Below are 20,909 nucleotides of genomic sequence, written 5' to 3'. Positions count from 1 at the left end.
TGCCCCGATACGTGGTGCGGCAGGGATGAGAGCATAGGCCGGCAGAGGAGCGCAAAGATATGGCAGACACCGTCAACACATCTGCAGCCGAACGGAAGCGCGAGCACGCCAAAGCGCCGGCCGGCCGCACTGTGCTTGCCGTCGATATCGGCGGATCGCACGTGAAAGTCGAACTCAGCAGCGGCAGCGAACGACGCGCGGTCGATTCCGGTGATCAGATGACCGCGACCAAGATGGTAGGTGCGCTACGCGATCTTACCCACGACTGGCACTACGACGTTGTCACGATGGGTTACCCCGGTCCCGTCGCCGCCAATCGTGCCGCGGCCGATCCCTTCAACCTCGGGCCGGGATGGAAGGATTTCGATTTCGAAGCCGCCCTCGGCCGGCCGGTCCGAATGGTCAACGACGCTTTGATGCAGGCAATCGGCAGCTATGAAAACGGCCGGATGCTCTTCCTCGGCTTGGGCACCGGCTTGGGCTCAGCCATCATCGCCGAGAATGTCTGCATGCCTCTGGAACTGGCGCACATGCCCTACCGCAAGGCGACCTTCGAAGACTATGTTGGCGAGCGAGGACTGAAGCGTCGAGGCAAGAGCAAGTGGCGGAAATCGGTCGTTGATGTCGTTGATCGCCTAAGCGCGGCGCTGCTGCCTGACTACATCGTCATCGGCGGCGGCAATGTCGATCGGCTCAAGGAACTGCCGCCGAAGTGCCGGCGCGGCAACAACGACAACGCCTTCCGTGGCGGCTTCCGGGTTTGGCTGGATGACAGCCTGCGAATTTGAGTCAGGGGCTTCGAGCGACCGGGCGAGCAAGGCCTCTCGCCGCTCAATTGGGTGGCGCGCCTCGCCGGTTGCGCCGCGTCTCCCGCAGTGTCGATCCGAAGTGACCACTGAAGGCCCTGGAGAGAGATGCCGCCGAGGCAAAGCCGCTACGCGCGGCGATCTCGTGCGCGGCGAGCGACGTTTCCTCGGCAAGGCTGCGTGCGACGTCGAGCCGGATGCTTTGATAGTAGTGGCCGGGGGCCATCCCGAACTCTCGCTGAAAGAGCCGGGCCAGCGTACGCGGAGACGTCGCGGTCGCATCCGAGATCGCGTCGAGGCTGAGCGGGCTTTCGACATGCGCGCGCATGCAGGCGACGGCTTTTAGAAGCTGCGGAACGCGCGTTGCCAAGGAAAGGCTGCGCGCCCCCCGCTCCTCGGGAGCCCGCAATCGGGCATCGTAAACGAACATGTTGGAAACATCGAAGGCGAGCGCTCCACCGCCATGATCACCAATGAGCTTGAGCATGAGATCGACCACTGTTGTGGCGCCGCCGGCGGTGATCCGGTTTCGGTCGATGACGAACCGGTCCGACGTCACCTCAACATCAAGATGGATCTCGGCGAATTGCGAAAGATCCTGCCAGTGTATCGTCGCTCGGTAACCGCTCAGAAGACCTGCCTGCGCGAGCAGCCAGGCGCCGCAGTCGAGCCCACCAACGATGCCGATAGACCTGCTCAGACGCTGCAGTCGCCTCAAGATCGAGCTCTGCGCGTGTTCGCGTGCGCCGTATCCCGCAACGATGAACAGGATGTCGAGATCAAGGGCGGTCTCGATCTCGCCGTCACACCGCATGAGGAGACCGCTCGAGCTGCGGACATCCATTCCCTCGGACGACAGCAACCGCCACGCAAACGTATTAGGGCCCGCATAGTCGCGGGCCGCGCGCAGCGGCTCGATCGCGCTGGCCAACACCATATTGGAAAAACCGTCGAAGATCAGAAAGCCACAGCTCAAACCCATTCTGTCAATTCCTGCAAACTCTTTGGCAGTTTATGCCAATAAGCGCAGGGCGGCAATTCGTATAGTGGCCTCATCGAGTTAGGAGGCCGCACCGTGAATTGGGACGTATTCATTACCTGCGCAGTCACCGGTTCAGGCGGCACCGTCAGCAAGAGCGACAGGGTCCCGGTAACTCCCAAGCAAATTGCCGAGGCTAGCATCGAGGCCGCAAAGGCTGGTGCGGCTGTCGCTCACATTCACGTGCGCAACCCTGAAACGGGTGCGCCTTCGCGGGATCCCGCTCTCTACCGCGAAGTCGTCGCGCGGGTGCGGGATTCCGGAGTCGACGTCGTCCTCAACCTGACAGCCGGCATGGGCGGCGATCTGGTACTCGGTTCCGCGGAACAGCCGCTGCCATTCAATCCGAAGCAAACGGATATAGTCGGCGCGACCGAGCGGCTTATCCATGTCGAGGAACTGTTGCCAGAAATTTGCACGCTGGACTGCGGCACGATGAACTTTGCCGAGGCCGATTATGTGATGACCAATACGCCAGGCATGCTGCGGGCAATGGCAGCCCGCATCCAAGCGGCTGGCGTCAAACCGGAAATCGAGGTCTTCGACACCGGCCATCTCGTGCTTGCGAAGCAGCTGGTCAAGGAAGGGCTGATCGACGATCCAGTGATGATCCAGCTCTGCATGGGCATCCCTTACGGCGCGCCTGACGATCCCGGCACGCTGATGGCCTTGGTCAACAATGTCCCTGCGGGCTGGACCTACTCCGCATTTTCCATCGGCCGAAATCAATTGCCCTACGTTGCGATGGCGGCACTCGCGGGTGGAAATGTCAGAGTCGGTCTGGAGGACAATCTCTTTCTTTCAAAGGGTGTCCTAGCCTCCAACGGTCAGCTGGTGGAGCGTGCCGTTTCGATCCTTTCGGCAATGAACGTTAACGTTCTGAGGCCCCAGGATGTGCGAGAGAAATTGAAACTGAAGAAGCGTTGGTAGGAATGAGGCAGGACCGATTGATTTGACTGAAGCGGGCAGGACAGCGGAGAATTTTGGCTGCGGCTTACGGTGCCGCCGGCCGGAACTTGGCTATGCGCTTGCCTTGCCGCGACCTGTATCCCCTTTCCATCTGCTTCGATCCAGACAAGGAGGTGCGTGACCAGCAGCCTGTCAATCGATGAATGAGAAAGCAAAAAAGGGGAACAACAATGTCTCAGAATTCCATGACCAGAAGAGGCCTGCTGCAGGCGACTGCAGCTGCGGCGCTCATATCCGCAATACCCTCGCGCTCCCATGCTCAATCGTCGCCGAAACGCGGCGGGACGCTCCGCATCGGCCATTCCGGCGGCGCCACCTCCGACTCCATCGATCCGGCGACCTATGCAGCCGGCCCCGTCGTGACGGCCATGCTGGGCGGTGTCTGTAACAACCTCGCCGAAGTCGATGCCGACGGTAAGATCGTGCCGGAACTTGCCGAAAGCATTGATCCGAGTCCCGATGCCAAGGTGTGGACGTTCAAGCTTCGCAAGGGCGTCACGTTTTCCAACGGCAAGCCGTTGACACCCGAAGACGTCATCGCTTCCTTCAATCATCACCGCGCCAAGGATTCGACCTCCGGCGCGAAGGCGATCCTTTCGGAGGTCGTCGATATCCGCAAGGACGGCGAGGCCGTTGTCTTCGAACTGAAATCCGGCAATGCCGACTTCCCGTTCCTGACGGCCGAGTATCAGTTCGTCATCATGCCGGCCAACAGCGATGGTACGCTGGATTGGAAGTCCGGCGTCGGTACGGGCGGCTACACGCTGGAATCGCACGAGCCCGGTGTGCGCATCAAGCTGAAGCGCCGGTCAGACTACTGGAAGACCGATCACGCCTGGTTCGACGAGGTCGAGTTGCTGACGATCAACGACGCAACCGCCCGCCAGAATGCCCTGCTGACGGACCAGGTCGACGTCATCAACAGCGTCGAGATCAAGACGTTGCCGCTGCTGCAGCGGAAGGCCGGCATTACCATTGAAGAGGTGACTGGCACCGCCCACTACCTCTGGCCCATGTGGTGCGATAGCGAGCCGTTCAAGGACGTGAACGTGCGGCTGGCGCTGAAATACGCCGTCAATCGCGAGGAGCTGCTGCAGAAGATCCTCCGCGGCCACGGTCACCTCGGCAACGACAGCCCGATCGCACCAGCCAACCGCTTCTACGCCGCCGATCTGCCGCAACGCGCCTATGACCCTGACAAGGCCAAGTTCCACCTCAAGAAGGCTGGCCACGATACGTTGAAGATCGAGCTTTCGGCGGCAAACGCCGCCTTCGCCGGCGCCTTGGACGCCGCGACACTGTTCCAGGCGAGTGCCGCAAAATGCGGCATCGACATCAACGTCAAGCGCGAGCCCGACGATGGCTATTGGTCGAACGTGTGGCTGAAGAAGCCATTCGTCACCGGTTATTGGAACGGCAGGCCGACCGAAGATTCGATGTTCTCGCTGGTCTATGCAAAAGGCGCGGACTGGAATGAAAGCCATTGGTCCAACGACCGCTTCAACCAGCTTCTTCTCGAGGCGCGCTCCAGCCTCGACGAAAACAAGCGCCGCGAGATGTATCACGAGATGCAGCAACTCGTCAGCGATGACGGCGGCGCGATCATTCCGATGTTCAGCAACTATATCGATGCCCGCAACGACAAGGTTGCGCATGGAAAGCTGGCGTCGAACCGCTTCTTCGACGGCTGGAAGCTGATCGACCGCTGGTGGAGCGCCGCTTAAGGCTCTTCATTGATTGTCGGCGCCGTCCGGAGGGCGGCGCCTGCTCCATCTCAAATCTGGCAAGGTGAACATGACTGGCACGGTGAAATCCGCCGCAGCGATCGGTGGCGGCGTCATAGGCGGCGGCTGGATCGCTCGATTTCTGCTCAACGGCTACGATGTCAAGGTCTTCGACCCGCATCCGCAGGCCGAACGCTTGGTGGGAGAAGTTCTCGCCAACGCCGAACGCGCTTATCGCAAGCTGACCCTCGCTCCCATGGCGCCGAAGGGCCACTTGAGCTTCGTATCATCCATCGAAGAAGCAGTTCGCGATGCCGATTATGTGCAGGAGAGTGTGCCGGAGCGGCTCGATCTGAAACGCAAGGTCTATGCTGAAATCGAGAAGCACGCCAAAGAAAGTACGTTGATCGGGTCGTCCACCTCGGGGTTCAAGCCGACGGAACTCATCGAGGGCTTCGCAACGCCGGAGCGCTTATTCGTCGCCCATCCTTTCAATCCTGTCTATCTGCTTCCGGTGGTCGAAGTGGTACCGGGCCAAACATCGCCGGACAATCTCGATCGTGCCAAGTCCTTCCTCACCGCCATCGGCATGAAACCGCTCGTCGTCCGCAAGGAGATCGACGCCCATATCGCCGACCGGCTTCTAGAAGCGGTGTGGCGCGAAGGACTGTGGCTGATCCATGACGGCGTCGCGACGACTGAGGAAATCGATGACGTCATCCGCTTTGGTTTCGGGCTTCGGTGGGCGCAGATGGGCCTGTTCGAAACGTACCGTATCGCGGGTGGTGAGGCCGGCATGCGCCATTTCATGAGCCAGTTCGGCCCGGCGCTGAAATGGCCCTGGACGAAGCTTATGGACGTCCCCGATCTGACCGACGAACTGATCGATATCATCGCCGCGCAGTCGGATGCCCAATCCGGCAAGCACAGCATCCGCGAACTCGAGCGCATTCGCGACGACAATCTCGTCGCCATCATGCAGGCATTGAAGGGCAACGACTGGGGCGCTGGCGCCCTCCTCAAGGAATACGAGTCCGCGCTCTATGCCAAAGCACACAGCCACGCGCGTCAGTCAACGGTCGATCCGGAAAAGCCTTTGGCGCTGCACGCCGATCGCGTTCGGGAGGATTGGGTGGATTACAACGGCCACATGACCGAAAGCCGCTATCTGCAGGTCTTCGGGGACGCAACCGATGCCTTCCTGCACTTTATCGGCATGAACAAGCATTATCTGGCCAGCGGCCGTTCGCTCTACACGGTCGAGACGCACATCAGGCACCTGCGCGAAGTGAAGATGGGAGCGCCGTTGCGTGTAGAAACGCTGCTGCTCGGCTTCGACCAAAAGAGAGTAAGAATCGTGCACGAACTCTACGGCGGCCCCCAGGACGAACTCCTGGCGACCGGCGAGCACATGCTCCTGCACGTCGATACCGCAAAGTCCACCGCGGCGCCGATGGATCTGACTCTATCGATCAAATTGGGAGAGGTGTGGAAACACCATCGGCATCTGGAGGCTCCGGCCTATGCAGGCAAGCCGGTGCGTGAAATCATGATGGAATCCGCCGCCGCCAGCTAAGGGATATCACAATGGGGCCCATACCGAAGCTGATACTCAAGAGGTTTTCGACCGGTCTGCTGACGCTCTTCCTGGTATCGATCATCATTTTCTTCGCGATCGAACTTCTTCCGGGCGATGCCGCTCAGCAGCTGCTCGGCCAGAGCGCAACGCCAGAAACGCTTGCGGCCCTGCGCGAACAGCTCGGATTGAACCAGCCAGTGGTCATGCGCTATGTGCACTGGCTAGGCGGCGTCGCCACCGGCGACTTTGGCATGTCTCTTGCCAACAACCGCCCGGTGGGGGAACTGATCGCCGGGCGGCTTGGCAACACGCTGTTTCTCGCCGCCTATGCTGCAGCACTTGCCATTCCCCTGTCACTGACGCTGGGACTTCTGGCCGCCCTCTGGCGCAACAGCCTGTTCGACCGCCTCTCGAGCCTCCTGACGTTGACCTCGATCTCCTTTCCGGAGTTCTTCGTCGCCTATATCCTCATCCTGTTTCTGGCTGTGCGAACGAGCCTGTTCCCATCGCTCGCCACCGTGGACGCCACGACCTCGCTCATTGAGCGGCTTTACATCTGTTTCCTGCCGGCCATTACCCTCACCCTTGTCATCGCCGCACACATGATGCGGATGACACGAGCGTCGATCATTAACCTGCTCGCCAGCCCCTATATCGAGACTGCGCGGCTGAAAGGACAATCGCGCTTCAAGGTGATAAGCCGTCACGCCCTGCCCAACGCGCTCGCCCCGATCGTCACGGTCGTTACGCTCAACCTCGCCTATCTCGTAACGGGCGTTTTGGTGGTCGAGGTCGTCTTTGTCTATCCGGGCCTGGGACAGTTGCTCGTCGATTCCGCTGCCAAACGCGATCTCGCGGTCGTTCAGGGCTGCTGTCTGATCTTCGCTGCGATCTACATTTTCCTCAACATGTTTGCGGACATCATCGCGATCGCGACCAATCCGCGCTTGCTGCATCCGCGATGAGGAGGGAGTACGCATGACTGCCATTGTAAAATCGCTCCGCCTCTCGACCGTCCCATGGTCGGCGCGTCTAGGCCTTCTTATCATCGCCTTCTACATCGTCGTCGCGGTCTTTGCGCCGTGGCTTGCTCCCTACGGCGAAGCTGAAGTTGCCGGCGGCGAGTTTGAACCATGGAGTTCCATGTTTGTGCTCGGAACCGACGGCCTGGGGCGCGATATGCTGTCCCGGCTGATCTTCGGTGCCCGCAATACGATCGGCGTGGCGTTCGTGACCACCGCCCTCGCCTTCCTGATCGGCGGCGCAGGCGGAATGCTGGCCGCGACTCTGGGAGGCTGGACGGATGAGGTGTTGTCGCGCATCGTCGATGTGATCATGGCGATACCGCGGGTGATCTTTGCGTTGTTGTTGCTGACCATTTTCGGCACCGGAATGGTCAATCTGATACTCATCATCGCCATTCTCGACTCGACCAGCGTCTTTCGTCTGACACGTGCCGTTTCGATGAACGTGGTCGTCATGGAATTCGTCGAAGCGGCGAATTTGCGTGGCGAGAGCCTATGGTGGATCATCCGTCGTGAGATTTTGCCCAACATCCTTCCGCCGCTTATCTCGGAATTCGGCCTGCGTTTCTGCTTCGTCTTCCTGAGCATTTCTGCCCTGTCCTTCCTCGGACTCGGGTTGCAGCCACCGACTGCGGACTGGGGCAGCATGGTCAAGGAAACGGCCTCCCTGATCAGCTTCGGCGACATCACGCCGCTGTTGCCGGCCGGGGCCATCGCGCTGCTCACAGTCGGGGTCAACTTTGTCGTCGATTGGATGCTGCATCGCTCCAGCGGCTTGAAGGACTAGACGATGGGCAACGCAAAACCGCTTTTGGAAATTCGCGGCCTGAAGATGGAAGCACAGATCGACGGTGCGTGGACCGAGATCGTCCATGGTGTCGATATCGATCTGAGGCGAGGCGAAGTGCTGGGCCTGATTGGCGAATCCGGCGCCGGTAAGTCGACGATCGGACTTGCGGCCATGGGCTATGCCCGCAACGGCTGTCGTATCAGCGCCGGCTCGGTCTGTTTCGATGGAGAGGAACTCGTCGGCCGCAGCGAAACCTTCCTGCGCAAGCTTCGGGGCCGGCGCATCGCCTATGTTGCGCAGTCGGCGGCAGCGAGCTTCAACCCAGCGCATCGACTCATCGATCAATATGCCGAAGCGCCGGTGGCACACGGCCTTCTGACCAGGCATGACGCGGAACGGCAGGCCGTCGACCTCTACCGCCGCATGCGATTGCCCGAACCCGACATCATCGGCTGGCGTTACCCGCATCAGGTTTCCGGTGGCCAGTTGCAGCGCGCCATGACCGCGATGGCGATGGCCTGCAAGCCTGATCTCATCATCTTCGACGAGCCCACAACGGCGCTCGACGTGACCACGCAGATCGAAGTGTTGGCCGCGATCCGCGATGCAGTCCGCCAGTTCGGTACGGCGGCGATTTATATCACCCACGATCTGGCCGTTGTGGCGCAAATGGCGGATCGAATTAAAGTGCTTTTGCACGGACGCGAGGTGGAAGACCAATCCACACGCGACATGCTCGCGGAGCCGACGGAAGCCTATACCAAGAGCCTGTGGTCAGTCCGCTCGATGGAGGCGGAAGATAAACCTTCGCCGGCAATCGACGTCCAGCCGTTGTTGAAGATCGACTCCGTCATAGCATCCTACGGCAGATTGAAGGTACTACAGGATGTTAGCCTCGAACTCCATCGCGGTCGCACGCTTGCACTCGTTGGCGAATCCGGATCAGGCAAATCCACCACTGCTCGCGTCGTGGCTGGCCTTCTAGAGCCTAACGGCGGCCAGGTGTTGCTGGATGGGCAACCTCTTCCCCCGGCTTCAAGCAACGCAGCCGGGATATGTTGCGGCAAATCCAGATCATCTATCAGAACGCCGACACCGCGCTCAATCCGCGCCAACGGGTCCGTGATATCATCGGCCGGCCGATCGAATTCTATCTCGGCCTCACGGGCGCGGCACGGAACCACAAGGTTGACGAACTGATGCACCGGATGGAGCTCGACCCCGCCAAGTTCGCGGATCGCCTTCCGTCAGAGCTATCAGGAGGGCAGAAGCAACGCATCGGCATTGCGCGCGCCTTGGCGGCCGAACCCAAGATCATCATCTGCGATGAAGTGACGTCGGCACTGGATCAGCTCGTCGCCGAAGGCATACTGCGGCTGTTGAGAGAGATCCAGGAAGTGACCGGCGTCTCCTACCTGTTCATCACTCACGATCTGGCGGCGGTTCGCGCCATTTCGCACGACTGCGCCGTCATGCAAGGCGGACGGGTTGTCGAACAGGGGAAGGTCAGGGATGTGCTGCAACGGCCGGCGCAAACCTACACAAAGACCTTGCTGGCCTCGGTGCCGGACATGGATCCGGATTGGCTGACCCGCCGCCTGGAAGCAGGAGCATCTCCGAAATGATCGACGACCCTGAAATCCTGGCCTTCATCGCCAAAACGGAAGCATCCTATCCCGCGGATTCGAATGTCGCTTCGGCCGCGGACAACCGCCGCCATTATGATGCGATGTGTGCTGTCTTTCGCCAGCCTCGTCCCACGGATATCAGCGTCATCGACACCACCGTCAATCATGTCCCGGTGCGGCACTACATACCGGCTCATGCCAGCGATAGCCGGCCTTCAATACTCTATTGTCATGGCGGCGGATTCGTCGTCGGTTCCCTGGAAAGCCACGACGACGTTTGTGCCGAAATCGCAAGCAGCACCGGCATGCATCTGACCGCCGTCGACTACCGTCTTGCGCCGGAGCACCGCTATCCCGCTCAGATCGATGACGTTGAAACGGTCTGGCGTCATCTTGCGGTGAAAACGCCGCGACTGATTACGGTCGGCGACAGCGCCGGCGCCAATCTCTGCGCGGCGCTCGCCCTGCGCATGCGGCGCCTCACCGGCCCGATGCCGATAGCGCAGCTCTTGATCTATCCCGGCCTCGGAGGAGACCACTCCTGGCCGTCCTACCTAGAGAACGCGGAAGCGCCGCTGCTGCGCACTGCCGATCTTGCGGGCTATCGCGCCGCCTATTCCGGCTCCGAGCAGCCATCGGATCAGGAGTTGGAGGAAGTATCGCCTCTCGAGGCAAAGGACTTCTCGGGCCTGCCGCGAACACGGGTATTCACCGCTGATGTCGATCCGCTGCGCGACGACGGGAAGGTCTATGTCGAGCGCCTGATAGCCGCAGGCGTCGATGCCGATTGGCGCAACCACCAGCAACTCGTGCACGGCTATTTGCGCGGCCGCATCATGAGCCGCCGAATTCGCGTTGCATTCGAGGAAATCTGCCGCGCGCTACAAGAGATGGCAAAGAACGTTTCCCTCACGCCCGACTTTGCCGGTTAGGCGAGGCTCGCTGCGAGTACGCCTCCGGTCCTATGTCGAGCCAATGCTGGCATGGGCCGGAAAAGTCGGGCCGATGGCATCCTCATAGCTCCGGGGACTGAAGCGTGCGTAGAGAGCAAATACGACCACGAGGCACGCCAGGTGCATGATCCACCCGCTGGCAAAGCTGCCGGTCATGCCGTGGAGGAAGGATGTGGCAAAGGGTCCAAGCGATGCAATCAGAAAGCCACCTCCTTGCATCAGCGAGACGAGAACGCCGGCCTGCGCCGGCCGTGGCAGATGATCCAGCGCCGTGACAATGGCAAGGGAGAAACTTCCCCCGAGCCCAGCGCCGCAAATCGCCACCCACAGGACCGGCAGCATTCCCGAAAGAAATGCCAGCCCCGCAAAACCGATGGCCTGCATCAGAAGTGTCAGCAGCAACCAGCCGCGGCGATCGATGCTGCGGCGCGCCAGGTTGGGCAAAAGAAGGGCTGAGACGGCCTGGCTGACCGCCATGATCGCGACCAGATTGCCGCTCTCAGCGTTCGACCAGCCGTGCGCTTGATAGTAGGGCGCGAGCCAAGCGACCATCGACGAATACCCGCTGTTTACCAGACCAAACGCGATCATCAATGTCCAGGTGCGCGGACGGCGCAGCAACAGACCTGTCAGATCCTTGTCGGGTTTGGACGCCTTGGAGTCCGACAGCACAAGGAATGCCACACAAAATGCGATCGCAGCGGGTACCGCCAGCCAGGCAAGCGCGGTCCGCCAATCGTATCCACTGTCGACGAGGGCCGGCGTCAGCCGCGCGCCGACCGCGCCACCGCCCATGAGCATACCCGAATAGAGGCCGGTGACAGCAGGCACGCTGCCCGGGAATTTTGCCTTGATGATGCCGGGGAACGCGGCCTGAATGAATGCCACCCCGACGCCGCAGAGCGCCGCCGTCAGGATGAACGAAAGGCCCCCGGGTGCGACGAGCCTCAGCAGAGAGCCTACCGTCAACAACGCGAGGGCGGCAAGGATGCCGCGGCGTGTGCCAATCGCAGCCTGGATGCCAGGCGCCACGAATGCGCCGACGCCCATCAGCAACATCGGCAACAAGGTCAGCATCGCAAGCATGCTGTAGCCCATTCCGGTGTCGGCCACGATATTCGCAACGACCGGCGCCGGCGCGGTGAGGAACGGCCGCAGGTTCACTGCAATCAACATGACAAGGAGTAGCATCGGCCAATGCCGATCGCCGGCAGCCTGGGTGACCTTCAGCATTTGATCTTCCAATAGTGCAAAGACGGTTTACCTCGGGCCGACATCGTGACTGCAATGTAGGGTAGCGCCGTGTGGAGTCGCTCGCGGCTGTAATCCAAGGCTTGTCAGCAGCTCCGCGAGTCGGACCGCCGCGGATACGCCTTCTACCACCGGGAGCGAATGAAGGTCGGATAGTTGCTGCGCCATGTCGGCCATACCGGCGCATCCCAGAACGATCGCACCGGAGCGGTCCACACGAAGCGCATCACGGATCCCCTCGCCTATGGTCGAGAGTGCCGCACTCGGATCCGCCTCCAGTCCCAGCACCGGAATGCCGCTCGCCCGCACCGTTCCAACCGATGCAAGGCCGTAGCGAACGAGATTGTCTTCAAGCACAGGGATCGAGACCGGCAGCGTCGTGATGATGGTGAAGCGCCTGGAAATCATCGCGGCGATCCGCGCGGCAGCCTCGCCGATGCCAATCACCGGCTTGCGGGTGAGCATGCGCGCGGCATCAAGGCCGGTGTCGTCAAAACAGGCGATGATATAGGCATCCATCGCGCCGCTGCGTTCGGCCCGTTCAATGCAATCGAGAAGGCCGGGGACAGCCCTCGCCCCATCGACGGCGCCTTCGATGGAAGCCGGGCCCCGATCGTTCTGCATAGCAATGATTTCAGTCGTCTTATGCGCGGCCCTAAAGGCCGCAGCGCCGATGGCGGTCGTCATGGACGATGTCGAGTTGGGATTGATAATGCCGATGCGTGTCATGAGAGAATTCCTGATGTCGCTCAAGCCGGAGACTGCCGTCGCCAACCCGTCGAACGGACTGCCGGGGCGCCCTATTCGATGAGGCTGGTATCGCGGCTGTGGCGCCAGAACATGTCAGGTGTCACCAAGAGATCCCGCAGCCCCAACCGGTCGATCAACAGCTCTGTCTCGCGCTGCGCGGCATCGAGAACGGCATCCTGGTCAATGCCCACGGGGTTGCGGTCGCGGAGCAGCACGCGACCGCCAACCAGAACGGTGTGGACATCGTTGCCGTTGGCAAAATAGGTCACCCGGAACTCCGGCATGTTCGCCGGATAGAGGTGTGGGCGCCGCAGATCGACGAGAATGATATCCGCCTTCTTGCCGGGCTCCAGCGATCCGATCTCATGGTCGAGACCAAGAACGCGTGCCGCATCGATCGTGCACATTTCCAGGACCTTGCCCGGCGGTAGCCAGCTCGGATCGTGGAAATGGGTCCGATGGTAATGCATGCATTGCTGCATGTGCCGGAACATGTCCGCCGAACGATCAGGCGCCGTCGCATCGGAGCCTATTGCAACGACGACACCGGCATCGAGAAGCTCGGGAACCGGACAGCGAGCCAGGATAGAAGCAACCGCGCTTGGATTGTGAACGATGCGCGTCTCTGTCTCTGCGCAGATTGCGATTTCGCCGTCATCAAGTCCTGTGGCGTGAGAGAGAAGCGTGCGCGGCCCGAGAATCCCGATCTCACGAGCTATGCGAACGCTGCCTCTGGTATGACCGTCCTGGGTGAAGAGCAAACCGCGCTCGTCTGCCAGGCGCTTGACCTTGCGCGATTGCGCGATCGCATCCTCGGCGCCGCGAGCATCGAGGTGTTCCTGATGCAGCGTTGGCGTCAGCAGCGCGACATGCAGACGATCCTCGTGAGTGCGATGCCAGCGATCAACGAGGGTTTGGCACGTTGATAGCTGCTGTTCGAACGAGACAGCATGGTCCAAGCGAACGGAGTCTTCCCAGCGCGCATAAGTCAGAGGATGCGGGGGCCTTGTCGTGCCGACGGCAACGACCGAGCGCGTGCCGACGCCAAGCACGCCCTCCATATGGGCGTCGCCGTATACCGGCTCATCGGTGCGCATGACAGAATCGCCGCCGCCGAGCAAAGAAACGCCCGTCGTCACACCGAAGCGCAAGCGCTCCAAGGCGGCAAGCTGCGCCTCGGCAAACCAGAATTCCGGCGTCGAACCGACCGTGTAGGCGCCCTGGCATGCGCGATACCAGAGGTCGCTTCGCCCGCCGCCCATCGTCTTGATGAGGCCATGCCCGGCATGCGCATGGCTGTCGACCAGCCCGGGCATGATTGCCATACCACCGGCATCGATCGTTTCCCGCGCCGGATGATCCCTCGCAACCTCCTCCGAGGGGCCGACAGCGACGATGCGGTCGCCCTCGATGGCCACGGCCCCATCGGGAATGATCCGCCGCTCGTTGTCGATGGCGATCACGGTGCCGTTTCTAATCAGAATGTCTGCCATTGCTTCAAACTCTCACAGACTGGCGACGGCATTCTCTTTGGAGAGAATGCGATCAAGGGAAGGAGCCAGGCGCAAAAGTTCGCGCGTGTAGTCGTGTCGCGGTGCCGAAAACAGGGTCTCCGTATCGGCCAACTCGACGATCTCTCCCGCCTTCATCACGGCTACCCGGTCGCACATCTGGCGGATCACCGCCAGATCGTGACTGATGAACAGCATAGAGAGGCCGGCGAGATCACGCAGATCCTTGAGGAGATTGAGGATCTGCGCCTGGACCGAGACGTCGAGTGCCGAGGTTGGTTCGTCGCAGATCAGCATGGATGGCAACGGCCCCAACGCTCTTGCGATGGCTATGCGTTGCCGCTGTCCTCCCGAAAAGGCATGCGAGAACCGGGCACCGGCGTCTCCCGGCAAACCGACCGCTTGCAGCAGAGTCTTCGCGTCAAGGCGCGCCTCTTCCGCTGTCGAGGCGAGCTTGTAGAACAGGATCGGCTCAGCGATGGCGGCGTTGATCCGCAGCCGCGGATTGAGCGCGGAGTACGGATCTTGAAACACCATCTGCAGTGATTGCCGAACCGACTTGTCGCGGCGCGCGCCAAGCTCTGTGCCCTGGAACTCGATCTTACCGGACGTTTGGGTAACAAGCCCGGCGATCGTATTGGCGACAGTGGTCTTGCCACACCCGGATTCGCCAACAAGGCCGAAGATCTCGCCTCGCCTGACATCGAATGAGACGTCCTTGACCGCACGGAAGACAGACGACTTGCTGCCAGGCATAAAGGAACGGCTGCCATATTCGACACACATGTTACGAACGTCGAGAACGACGTCTGTCTGCTTGGCGCCGCCGCGGCTTGTGCTCTTCGTGCGGACCGCCTCGCGGGCCTTGAGCGTGGTTTCGGTCTCCTCGCTCGGAACCGGCAGACGCTTCAGCCGCGTGTCGATCGGGGGCACGGCCGATATCAGGGTGCGAGCATAGGGCGCCTTCGGCGATGTGAGCACATCGCGTGCTGGTCCGCTTTCGATGATATGGCCGTTCTGCATGATCGTGACGCGATCGGCGATCTCTGCAACCACGCCCATATTGTGCGTGACCAGCAGAATACCCACCCGACGCACGTCGGCGAGATCGCGGATCAGCCTAAGGATTTGAGCCTGCACAGAGACATCGAGCGCCGTCGTCGGCTCGTCGGCAACGATCAGTTGCGGATCGCAGGCGAGCGCCGTGGCGATGACCACACGTTGCCGCTGGCCACCCGACAGCTGATGCGGATAGCTGCCGAGCCGGCGCTCCGGCTCCGGAATGCCAACGGCCTTCATGAGGTCGAGGGCCTTGGCGCGTGCCTCTCGCCGGCCGATTTTCAGATGGGTCAGCATGCCCTCGCACAGCTGGCTCTCGACCGTGAAGAGCGGGTTGAGGCTCGTCATCGGATCCTGGAAGATCGCGCCGACATCGCGGCCGGGGATGATGCCAGCGGTACGACCGGTACGAACATCGATCGGCTTGCCGGCGATGGCGATCGAGCCGGATGCGATCCTGCCGGGAGCCTGCAGGAGGCCCATCAGCGCGTTACCGACTGTCGTCTTGCCGGCACCGGACTCACCGACCAAGGCGTGAATTTCGCCGGGCTCGATCGTCAGATTGACATCGTTGACGGCTGCGAGGGTCTCACCGTTGGCGAGAGGATATTCGACCCGCAGGTTCCTGATTTCCAGGACAGGTTGCGTTGCGTTTCTCATCAGCGTGCCATCAGTTTGGGATTGAAGCGATCTCGCAGGTAGTCACCAATGATGTTGACCGCCAGAACGAGAATGACGAGGACAGTGGCCGGCATCACGGCGATCCACCACAGGCCGGAGAACAGGAACTGATTGCCGATGCGGATCAGCGTGCCGAGCGACGGATAAGTCGGTGGCATGCCGGCGCCGAGAAACGACAATGTCGCCTCCGTCAGGATCGCGCCGGCGAGATTGATCGTCGCAATGACCATCACCGAGCTCATCACGTTGGGCAGGATATGGCGCAGCATGATGCGGCGTGGCGGCAGACCGATGACCTTGGCGGCGCGCACATAGTCCCTCGATATCTCGACCATGCTGGAGGCGCGCACTGTGCGGGCATATTGAACCCACTCGTTGATCGCGATCGCGACGATCAGGATGAGCGGCGCCCAGGTCAGAACGGTATCTGCGTCCAGCTGTGCGCGTGCGATACCGCTGATCAGAAGCGCGACGAGGATCGTCGGGAAGCTGACGAGAATATCGGCAATGCGCATCACGATGCTGTCGACAAGGCCGCCGAAGAAGCCCGCGATCAGGCCGAGCGCGACGCCGACGGCAGCAGCGAACAACACCGCCCCGATACCAATGAGGATCGAGATCCGCAGGCCGAAGAGGATGACGGAAACCAGGTCGCGACCCTGGTTGTCCGTGCCGAGCAGGAAGCGCGGGTCGCCGCCCTCCATGAAGATCGGCGGGATTTCCATGTCCATCAGCGAGTAGGACGAGACATCGCGGGGATCCATTGGCGCGATTATCGGCGCGAAGATCACAAGCACCAGCATGATCGCCAGAACGAGGCAGGCAATCATCACGGAAACCGGCGGGAGCCTATGCAGTAGACGAGCTTGCGTGGCCATTATCGTGTCCTCAAGCGGGGGTCGATGAAGGTGTAGAGAATGTCGACGACCATGTTGATCAGCACGAACAGGAAGCCGACAAACAGCAGGTAGGCCGAAAGAACGGGAATGTCCGGATAGCCAACGGCATTGGTGAACAACAGGCCCATGCCGGGCCACTGGAACACCGTTTCCGTGACGATCGCGAAGGCGATGAGCTGGCCGATCTGCAGGCCCGTCACGGTGACGACAGGCATCAGCGCGTTGCGCAGCGCCAGACGCCCATAGATGTGAGAGCGCGGTAGTCCGCGCGCGAAGGCGAAACGAATGTAGTCCGACGAGAGCACGTCGATCATCTCGGAGCGGACGAGACGCATGATCAGGGTCAACTGGAACAGGGCGAGCGTGATCGACGGCAGGATCAGGGACTTCAAGCCGGAGATCGTCAGGAAGCCGGTTTGCCAGAAGCCGAGATCGACGAGATCGCCGCGCCCCGATGAGGGCAGCCAGCGCAGATTGACCGCGAAGATGAGAATGAGCAGCAACCCGGTGACGAAGGTCGGCATGGAAATGCCCACAAGCGTCAGCGATTGGGTCAGCCGCGACCAGAAACCGTTCGGCTTCAGCGCACAGACGACACCGAGGGGGATGCCGACCGCAAGCGACATGACGGTGGCGACAAGCACGAGTTCCAGCGTCGCCGGAAGCCGGCTCAGCAGCAGAACACCAACCGGTTGTTGGTAACGGAAGCTCGTGCCGAAGTCACCTTGCAGCACCCGACCGACAAACTCGATGAATTGCACGACGAGCGGCTTGTCGAGGCCGAGGGTGGCGCGAAGCGCGTCCTTCTCGGCCTGGGTTGCGCCTTCCCGAACCATCGCGGCGACAGGATCGCCGACGAACCGGAACATGATGAAAGCAATGGCCGTGACGGCCACCATCACCAGAATGGCCTGAAGCAGCCTTACCGATAGAATCCTGAACATCAGAAAGTACCTTGCAGGAGCGCGCTCGGCCGATCGGCGAAACTGCGCTGCTTTGCGTATTCCGTTCCCTCGTCCGAGCGCGGAACGGATCGAACCGGCCTGACGAACGCCATGGTGCGTCGTCCCATTGGATTGGGCTTATCACCCAATTCAACGCGTGATCCCGAGGTCCTTGCGTCACTCGGGATCACGGAAGCGGCTGGCTTACTTCAGCTGTGCGAACCAGGGGCGCACGTACTCATCAGCGAACTGCGGAAGCTCCACCTTGTCGCTCATCGCCCAGGCAACCGGCTGCTGGTGCAGCGGCAGGTAAAACGCCTGGTCATGGGCGATCTGGAAGGCGGTCTTCAGCATGCCGACGCGCTTGCCTTCATCGAGCTCGACAGACGCTGACTTGGTCAGGGCATCGATCTTTGCGTCGGAAAGGCCGTTAGGGTTGCTGCCGCCGTAGTTGCCGTCGTTGGTCGCCAGCAGCGCCTGCAGGACGCTATAGCCGTCCATCGGAGGCAGGGAGGCCCAGCCGAGCATGTAGACGTCGAGATCGCCCTTATCCATACGCGGAAAATACGTCGTCTTGCTTTCGACAGCGACATCCGCCTGCACGCCGACCTTGGCCCACATGGACGCGATCGCCAGGCAGATCTGCTCGTCGGCGATGTAGCGGTCGTTCGGGCAGGCCAAGCCGACCTTGAAACCGTCAGGATATCCGGCTTCCGCCAGCAGAGCTTTCGCTTTCTTCGCGTCATAGGGCAAAGGCACGTCGATCGACTGATCGTAACCGGTGACTTCGGGGGCCACGAGCATGCCGGAGACGCGTGACTTGCCACGCATCAATCGCTTCTGGATCGCATTGACGTCGACCGCGTGCCAGAGAGCCTGGCGGACCTTCACGTCGAGCAGCGGATTGGGCTTGCCGGGTGCGGCATGCAGTTCCGGCCGGAAATTGAAGCCGAGGAAGATCTCGCGCAGCGACGGGTTCTCGACCACCTTCAGACCCGGAGTACTGCCGATCCGGTCGATGTCCTGCAACGGAACCGGCGCGATCATATCAAGTTCGCCGGAAAGCAGAGCGGCAACGCGGGTTGCGTCCGACGCGATGGGGCGGAACTCGACGCCGGTCAGGTTATGCTGCGGCTTGTCCCACCAGTTTTCGTTGACGGCAAAGACGGAACGAGAATCAGGCTCGTAGGTCACCAGCTTGAAGGCGCCGGTGCCGTTGGCATGGTTGCTGGCATAGGTCGTAACACCGGTGGAGGCATTGCCGGGCTTCAGCGCCTGGTGCTCCTCCATCCACGGCTTGCTCATGATGTAGATCGCAGCGAGATCGTTCAGCAGAAGCGGATAGGGGCCGCGCAGGATCAGATCGACCGTGTAGTCATCGACTTTCTCGACGCCGATGACGGCGGAGAGGTTCTCGCGGTTGCGTGCGCCCGGATCGATCTGGCGCTGGATCGTGGCGACGACATCGTCAGCGTTGAAGGTCTGCCCTTCATGGAACTTCACGCCCTGGCGAAGATGGAAGCGCCAACGTGTCGGCTCGACGACTTCCCATGACGTTGCGAGCGCGGGCTCGAGCACGAGATCCTTGTTACGACGCACCAGTGGATCGAACACCATGTGGTGCACGCTCTGCGTGAAGCTGTCGACCTGCGCGTTCGGATCATACGAGATGACATCGCCCGCCGACGACCAACGCAGGGTCTTTGCAAGCGACGGCGTCGCCAATGGCACCAAGATTACCAACCCTGCCAGGAGGGTCTTCAGATAGTCTTTCACATCAGTCTCCCATTTTTGGTATACATATTTGTCATTTTATTGGATACGATTGTTCCCGATCATTAAAGTACATATGATGTGCACAATATCAAGCGCCAATATTCGATTTTGCTTGATTGTGTACAAAATGCTCGCAAATATTCTTGAGGGAGGAGTCGCAATGTCGAAGGTTTTGCTGATCGAGAATGGTGTCGTCATCACCATGGATCCGGAACGGCGCGTCCTGGAAAAGGCACATCTGCTGATCGAAGACGGACGGATCTCGGTCATATCGGACGGCGGGATCGCCGCGCCCGCGGACGCTGAACGCATGGACGCCACGGGCATGGTGGTCATGCCCGGCCTCATCGACACGCATGCGCATGCCGGCCACACCTTGACCAAAGGGCTGGGCAATGGCTCTGAACAATGGATGGAGGCGACCGGACGCGTCTACGCGCAGGCAACGGATACCGAATTCTGGGCCGCCGAAGCGGCGTTATCGGCCCTGGAGCGGATAAAATGCGGGACCACTACGGCCGCGCTCCTCTTCGGCGGCGGCCCGGATATCATGCGCACGGAGGCACCCGAAGCCGCCCGTGCTCATCTTGCCACGATCCTCGACATGGGTGTGCGCGAGGTCCTCGCCATCGGGCCAAACCGACCGCAACCGCATGTCTATCGCACATACACCGGGGATGCGTTCGTTGAGACCCCGGTCTCTACCGAGGCGCAATTGGCCGTATGCGCGGAGCTAGCCGAGGAGTGGGCAAAACGCGACGATCGCATCCGGATTGCAATGTCCCTTCCCGTCTTCGATGCCGGCGAGTTGCAGAATCAAACTGTATACAATCTGTCACGACAGTTGCGAGATCTTGCACGCGAGAAGAGTACACTGCTCGTTCAAGACGGTCATCGCTCCGGCTCCATTGCTGCCAATGCAGCTGCGCTAGAGCTTTTCGACGAACGCTCGCTTCTTGCCCACTGCATCGACCTGACAGAGGAAGACATCGCCGTCTTGAAGCAGAGCGGCGCGAAGGTGGCCCACAATCCGAGCGCACTGATGTCGGTATCCGGTCGCTGCCCTGCCCCGGAGTTGATCGAGCAAGGGATCACCGTGTCGCTGGGCACGGATGCCGCCGCCCCCGACCGTTCGTTCGATATGTTCCGGAACATGTTTCAGGCTCATCGCTACCATGCACGGCATTTCCGAGACGACCGTGTGCTGCCGCCGATGCAGGTGCTCGAAATGGCAACGATCGAGGGCGCGCGAGCACTATCGATGGAGCACGAAATCGGTTCACTTGAGCCCGGCAAGCGCGCCGACATCATCCTCGTCAACATGCGTCAACCACACCTCTGGCCACCTGTGCATCCCGTGCAGAGGATCGCCCGCTTCGCAAACGGCGCTGACGTGGACACAACGATCGTTGGTGGTCGTGTTCTGATGCGCTCACGCAAGCTCGTCGATCATGACGAGGACGCGATCCTCGATCGTGCAGGTAGGGCTTTCCGGACGATGATGGGACGAGCGCAGCTTGCCTGA

At 61.0% G+C, this 20,909-nt stretch carries 17 protein-coding genes and 1 pseudogene; 10 read left to right on the top strand and 8 right to left on the bottom strand.

All coding sequences use genetic code 11. The annotated features are described in order from the left end of the window. Positions 1 to 59: 59 nt before the first annotated feature. Positions 60 to 788 (top strand): ROK family protein, encoded by a 729-nt coding sequence (locus FHT77_RS13280; RefSeq protein WP_183755468.1) that lies wholly within the window; start codon positions 60 to 62, stop codon positions 786 to 788. Between the two features lie 43 nt (positions 789 to 831). Here FHT77_RS13280 and FHT77_RS13275 read toward each other — a convergent pair whose 3' ends face one another. Then, positions 832 to 1,788, bottom strand: a complete 957-nt coding sequence (locus tag FHT77_RS13275; protein WP_183755467.1) for a GlxA family transcriptional regulator — start codon at positions 1,786 to 1,788, stop codon at positions 832 to 834. A 93-nt stretch (positions 1,789 to 1,881) separates the two neighbouring features. On the opposite strand from FHT77_RS13275, the gene FHT77_RS13270 reads away from it, so the two are divergent. From FHT77_RS13270 to FHT77_RS13240, 8 genes and pseudogenes are all read left to right on the top strand, one after another. Beyond that, on the top strand, positions 1,882 to 2,775 hold the full coding sequence (locus FHT77_RS13270; RefSeq protein WP_183755466.1) for a 3-keto-5-aminohexanoate cleavage protein: 894 nt from the start codon (positions 1,882 to 1,884) through the stop codon (positions 2,773 to 2,775). Between the two features lie 209 nt (positions 2,776 to 2,984). After that, positions 2,985 to 4,538 carry an ABC transporter substrate-binding protein gene (locus FHT77_RS13265; RefSeq protein WP_183755465.1) on the top strand — a complete coding sequence of 518 codons (1,554 nt, stop codon included), beginning with the start codon at positions 2,985 to 2,987 and terminating at the stop codon, positions 4,536 to 4,538. A gap of 70 nt (positions 4,539 to 4,608) precedes the next feature. Continuing rightward, complete coding sequence (locus tag FHT77_RS13260) at positions 4,609 to 6,114, top strand: carnitine 3-dehydrogenase (RefSeq protein ID WP_183755464.1); 1,506 nt, start codon at positions 4,609 to 4,611, stop codon at positions 6,112 to 6,114. A gap of 11 nt (positions 6,115 to 6,125) precedes the next feature. Next, positions 6,126 to 7,082, top strand: a complete 957-nt coding sequence (locus FHT77_RS13255) for an ABC transporter permease (protein WP_183755463.1) — start codon at positions 6,126 to 6,128, stop codon at positions 7,080 to 7,082. Positions 7,083 to 7,095: 13 nt separating this feature from the next. After that, positions 7,096 to 7,929 (top strand): ABC transporter permease, encoded by an 834-nt coding sequence (locus tag FHT77_RS13250; RefSeq protein WP_183755462.1) that lies wholly within the window; start codon positions 7,096 to 7,098, stop codon positions 7,927 to 7,929. A 3-nt stretch (positions 7,930 to 7,932) separates the two neighbouring features. Beyond that, positions 7,933 to 8,904: pseudogene (locus FHT77_RS32240) on the top strand (ATP-binding cassette domain-containing protein); the annotation flags it as partial. Positions 8,905 to 8,987: 83 nt separating this feature from the next. Continuing rightward, positions 8,988 to 9,557: an ATP-binding cassette domain-containing protein gene (locus FHT77_RS32235; protein ID WP_409527453.1), complete on the top strand. Its 570-nt coding sequence runs from the start codon at positions 8,988 to 8,990 to the stop codon at positions 9,555 to 9,557. After that, complete coding sequence (locus FHT77_RS13240; protein WP_183755461.1) at positions 9,554 to 10,492, top strand: alpha/beta hydrolase; 939 nt, start codon at positions 9,554 to 9,556, stop codon at positions 10,490 to 10,492. Before FHT77_RS32235 ends, FHT77_RS13240 begins: the two co-directional genes overlap by 4 nt. A 30-nt stretch (positions 10,493 to 10,522) precedes the next feature. Here FHT77_RS13240 and FHT77_RS13235 read toward each other — a convergent pair whose 3' ends face one another. From FHT77_RS13235 to FHT77_RS13205, 7 genes are all read right to left on the bottom strand, one after another. Next, complete coding sequence (locus FHT77_RS13235; protein WP_183755460.1) at positions 10,523 to 11,746, bottom strand: cyanate transporter; 1,224 nt, start codon at positions 11,744 to 11,746, stop codon at positions 10,523 to 10,525. A gap of 27 nt (positions 11,747 to 11,773) precedes the next feature. Next, positions 11,774 to 12,493 (bottom strand): aspartate/glutamate racemase family protein, encoded by a 720-nt coding sequence (locus tag FHT77_RS13230; RefSeq protein ID WP_183755459.1) that lies wholly within the window; start codon positions 12,491 to 12,493, stop codon positions 11,774 to 11,776. 71 nt (positions 12,494 to 12,564) lie between these two features. Continuing rightward, a complete protein-coding gene (locus tag FHT77_RS13225) occupies positions 12,565 to 14,007 on the bottom strand; it encodes an amidohydrolase family protein (RefSeq protein WP_183755458.1) in 1,443 nt (480 codons plus the stop codon). A 12-nt stretch (positions 14,008 to 14,019) separates the two neighbouring features. Beyond that, entirely contained in the window at positions 14,020 to 15,744 is a 1,725-nt protein-coding gene (locus FHT77_RS13220; protein WP_183755457.1) for an ABC transporter ATP-binding protein, read from the bottom strand. Then, positions 15,744 to 16,643, bottom strand: coding sequence for an ABC transporter permease (locus FHT77_RS13215; protein WP_183755456.1), 900 nt, complete (start codon positions 16,641 to 16,643; stop codon positions 15,744 to 15,746). The genes FHT77_RS13220 and FHT77_RS13215 overlap by 1 nt, the downstream gene beginning before the upstream one ends. Continuing rightward, a complete protein-coding gene (locus FHT77_RS13210; protein WP_183755455.1) occupies positions 16,643 to 17,608 on the bottom strand; it encodes an ABC transporter permease in 966 nt (321 codons plus the stop codon). The genes FHT77_RS13215 and FHT77_RS13210 overlap by 1 nt, the downstream gene beginning before the upstream one ends. Positions 17,609 to 17,812: 204 nt before the next feature. Further along, positions 17,813 to 19,384, bottom strand: a complete 1,572-nt coding sequence (locus FHT77_RS13205; RefSeq protein ID WP_183755454.1) for an ABC transporter substrate-binding protein — start codon at positions 19,382 to 19,384, stop codon at positions 17,813 to 17,815. Between the two features lie 160 nt (positions 19,385 to 19,544). Here FHT77_RS13205 and FHT77_RS13200 point away from each other — a divergent pair, with 160 nt between their 5' ends. Continuing rightward, positions 19,545 to 20,909, top strand: a complete 1,365-nt coding sequence (locus tag FHT77_RS13200) for an amidohydrolase family protein (protein WP_183755453.1) — start codon at positions 19,545 to 19,547, stop codon at positions 20,907 to 20,909.

The sequence above is a fragment of the Rhizobium sp. BK181 genome, assembly GCF_014193305.1.
Taxonomy (GTDB): domain Bacteria; phylum Pseudomonadota; class Alphaproteobacteria; order Rhizobiales; family Rhizobiaceae; genus Rhizobium.
This window is presented reverse-complemented; position numbering and strand designations above follow the sequence as displayed.

What these genes read in the sequence shown, in the direction of transcription:
- FHT77_RS13280 (WP_183755468.1), top strand. Translation starts at nt 60, where the DNA reads ATGGCAGACACCGTCAACACATCTGCAGCCGAACGGAAGCGCGAGCAC.
- FHT77_RS13275 (WP_183755467.1), bottom strand. Translation starts at nt 1,788, where the DNA reads ATGGGTTTGAGCTGTGGCTTTCTGATCTTCGACGGTTTTTCCAATATG.
- FHT77_RS13265 (WP_183755465.1), top strand. Translation starts at nt 2,985, where the DNA reads ATGTCTCAGAATTCCATGACCAGAAGAGGCCTGCTGCAGGCGACTGCA.
- FHT77_RS13260 (WP_183755464.1), top strand. Translation starts at nt 4,609, where the DNA reads ATGACTGGCACGGTGAAATCCGCCGCAGCGATCGGTGGCGGCGTCATA.
- FHT77_RS13255 (WP_183755463.1), top strand. Translation starts at nt 6,126, where the DNA reads ATGGGGCCCATACCGAAGCTGATACTCAAGAGGTTTTCGACCGGTCTG.
- FHT77_RS13250 (WP_183755462.1), top strand. Translation starts at nt 7,096, where the DNA reads ATGACTGCCATTGTAAAATCGCTCCGCCTCTCGACCGTCCCATGGTCG.
- FHT77_RS32235 (WP_409527453.1), top strand. Translation starts at nt 8,988, where the DNA reads ATGTTGCGGCAAATCCAGATCATCTATCAGAACGCCGACACCGCGCTC.
- FHT77_RS13240 (WP_183755461.1), top strand. Translation starts at nt 9,554, where the DNA reads ATGATCGACGACCCTGAAATCCTGGCCTTCATCGCCAAAACGGAAGCA.
- FHT77_RS13235 (WP_183755460.1), bottom strand. Translation starts at nt 11,746, where the DNA reads ATGCTGAAGGTCACCCAGGCTGCCGGCGATCGGCATTGGCCGATGCTA.
- FHT77_RS13230 (WP_183755459.1), bottom strand. Translation starts at nt 12,493, where the DNA reads ATGACACGCATCGGCATTATCAATCCCAACTCGACATCGTCCATGACG.
- FHT77_RS13225 (WP_183755458.1), bottom strand. Translation starts at nt 14,007, where the DNA reads ATGGCAGACATTCTGATTAGAAACGGCACCGTGATCGCCATCGACAAC.
- FHT77_RS13220 (WP_183755457.1), bottom strand. Translation starts at nt 15,744, where the DNA reads ATGAGAAACGCAACGCAACCTGTCCTGGAAATCAGGAACCTGCGGGTC.
- FHT77_RS13215 (WP_183755456.1), bottom strand. Translation starts at nt 16,643, where the DNA reads ATGGCCACGCAAGCTCGTCTACTGCATAGGCTCCCGCCGGTTTCCGTG.
- FHT77_RS13210 (WP_183755455.1), bottom strand. Translation starts at nt 17,608, where the DNA reads ATGTTCAGGATTCTATCGGTAAGGCTGCTTCAGGCCATTCTGGTGATG.
- FHT77_RS13200 (WP_183755453.1), top strand. Translation starts at nt 19,545, where the DNA reads ATGTCGAAGGTTTTGCTGATCGAGAATGGTGTCGTCATCACCATGGAT.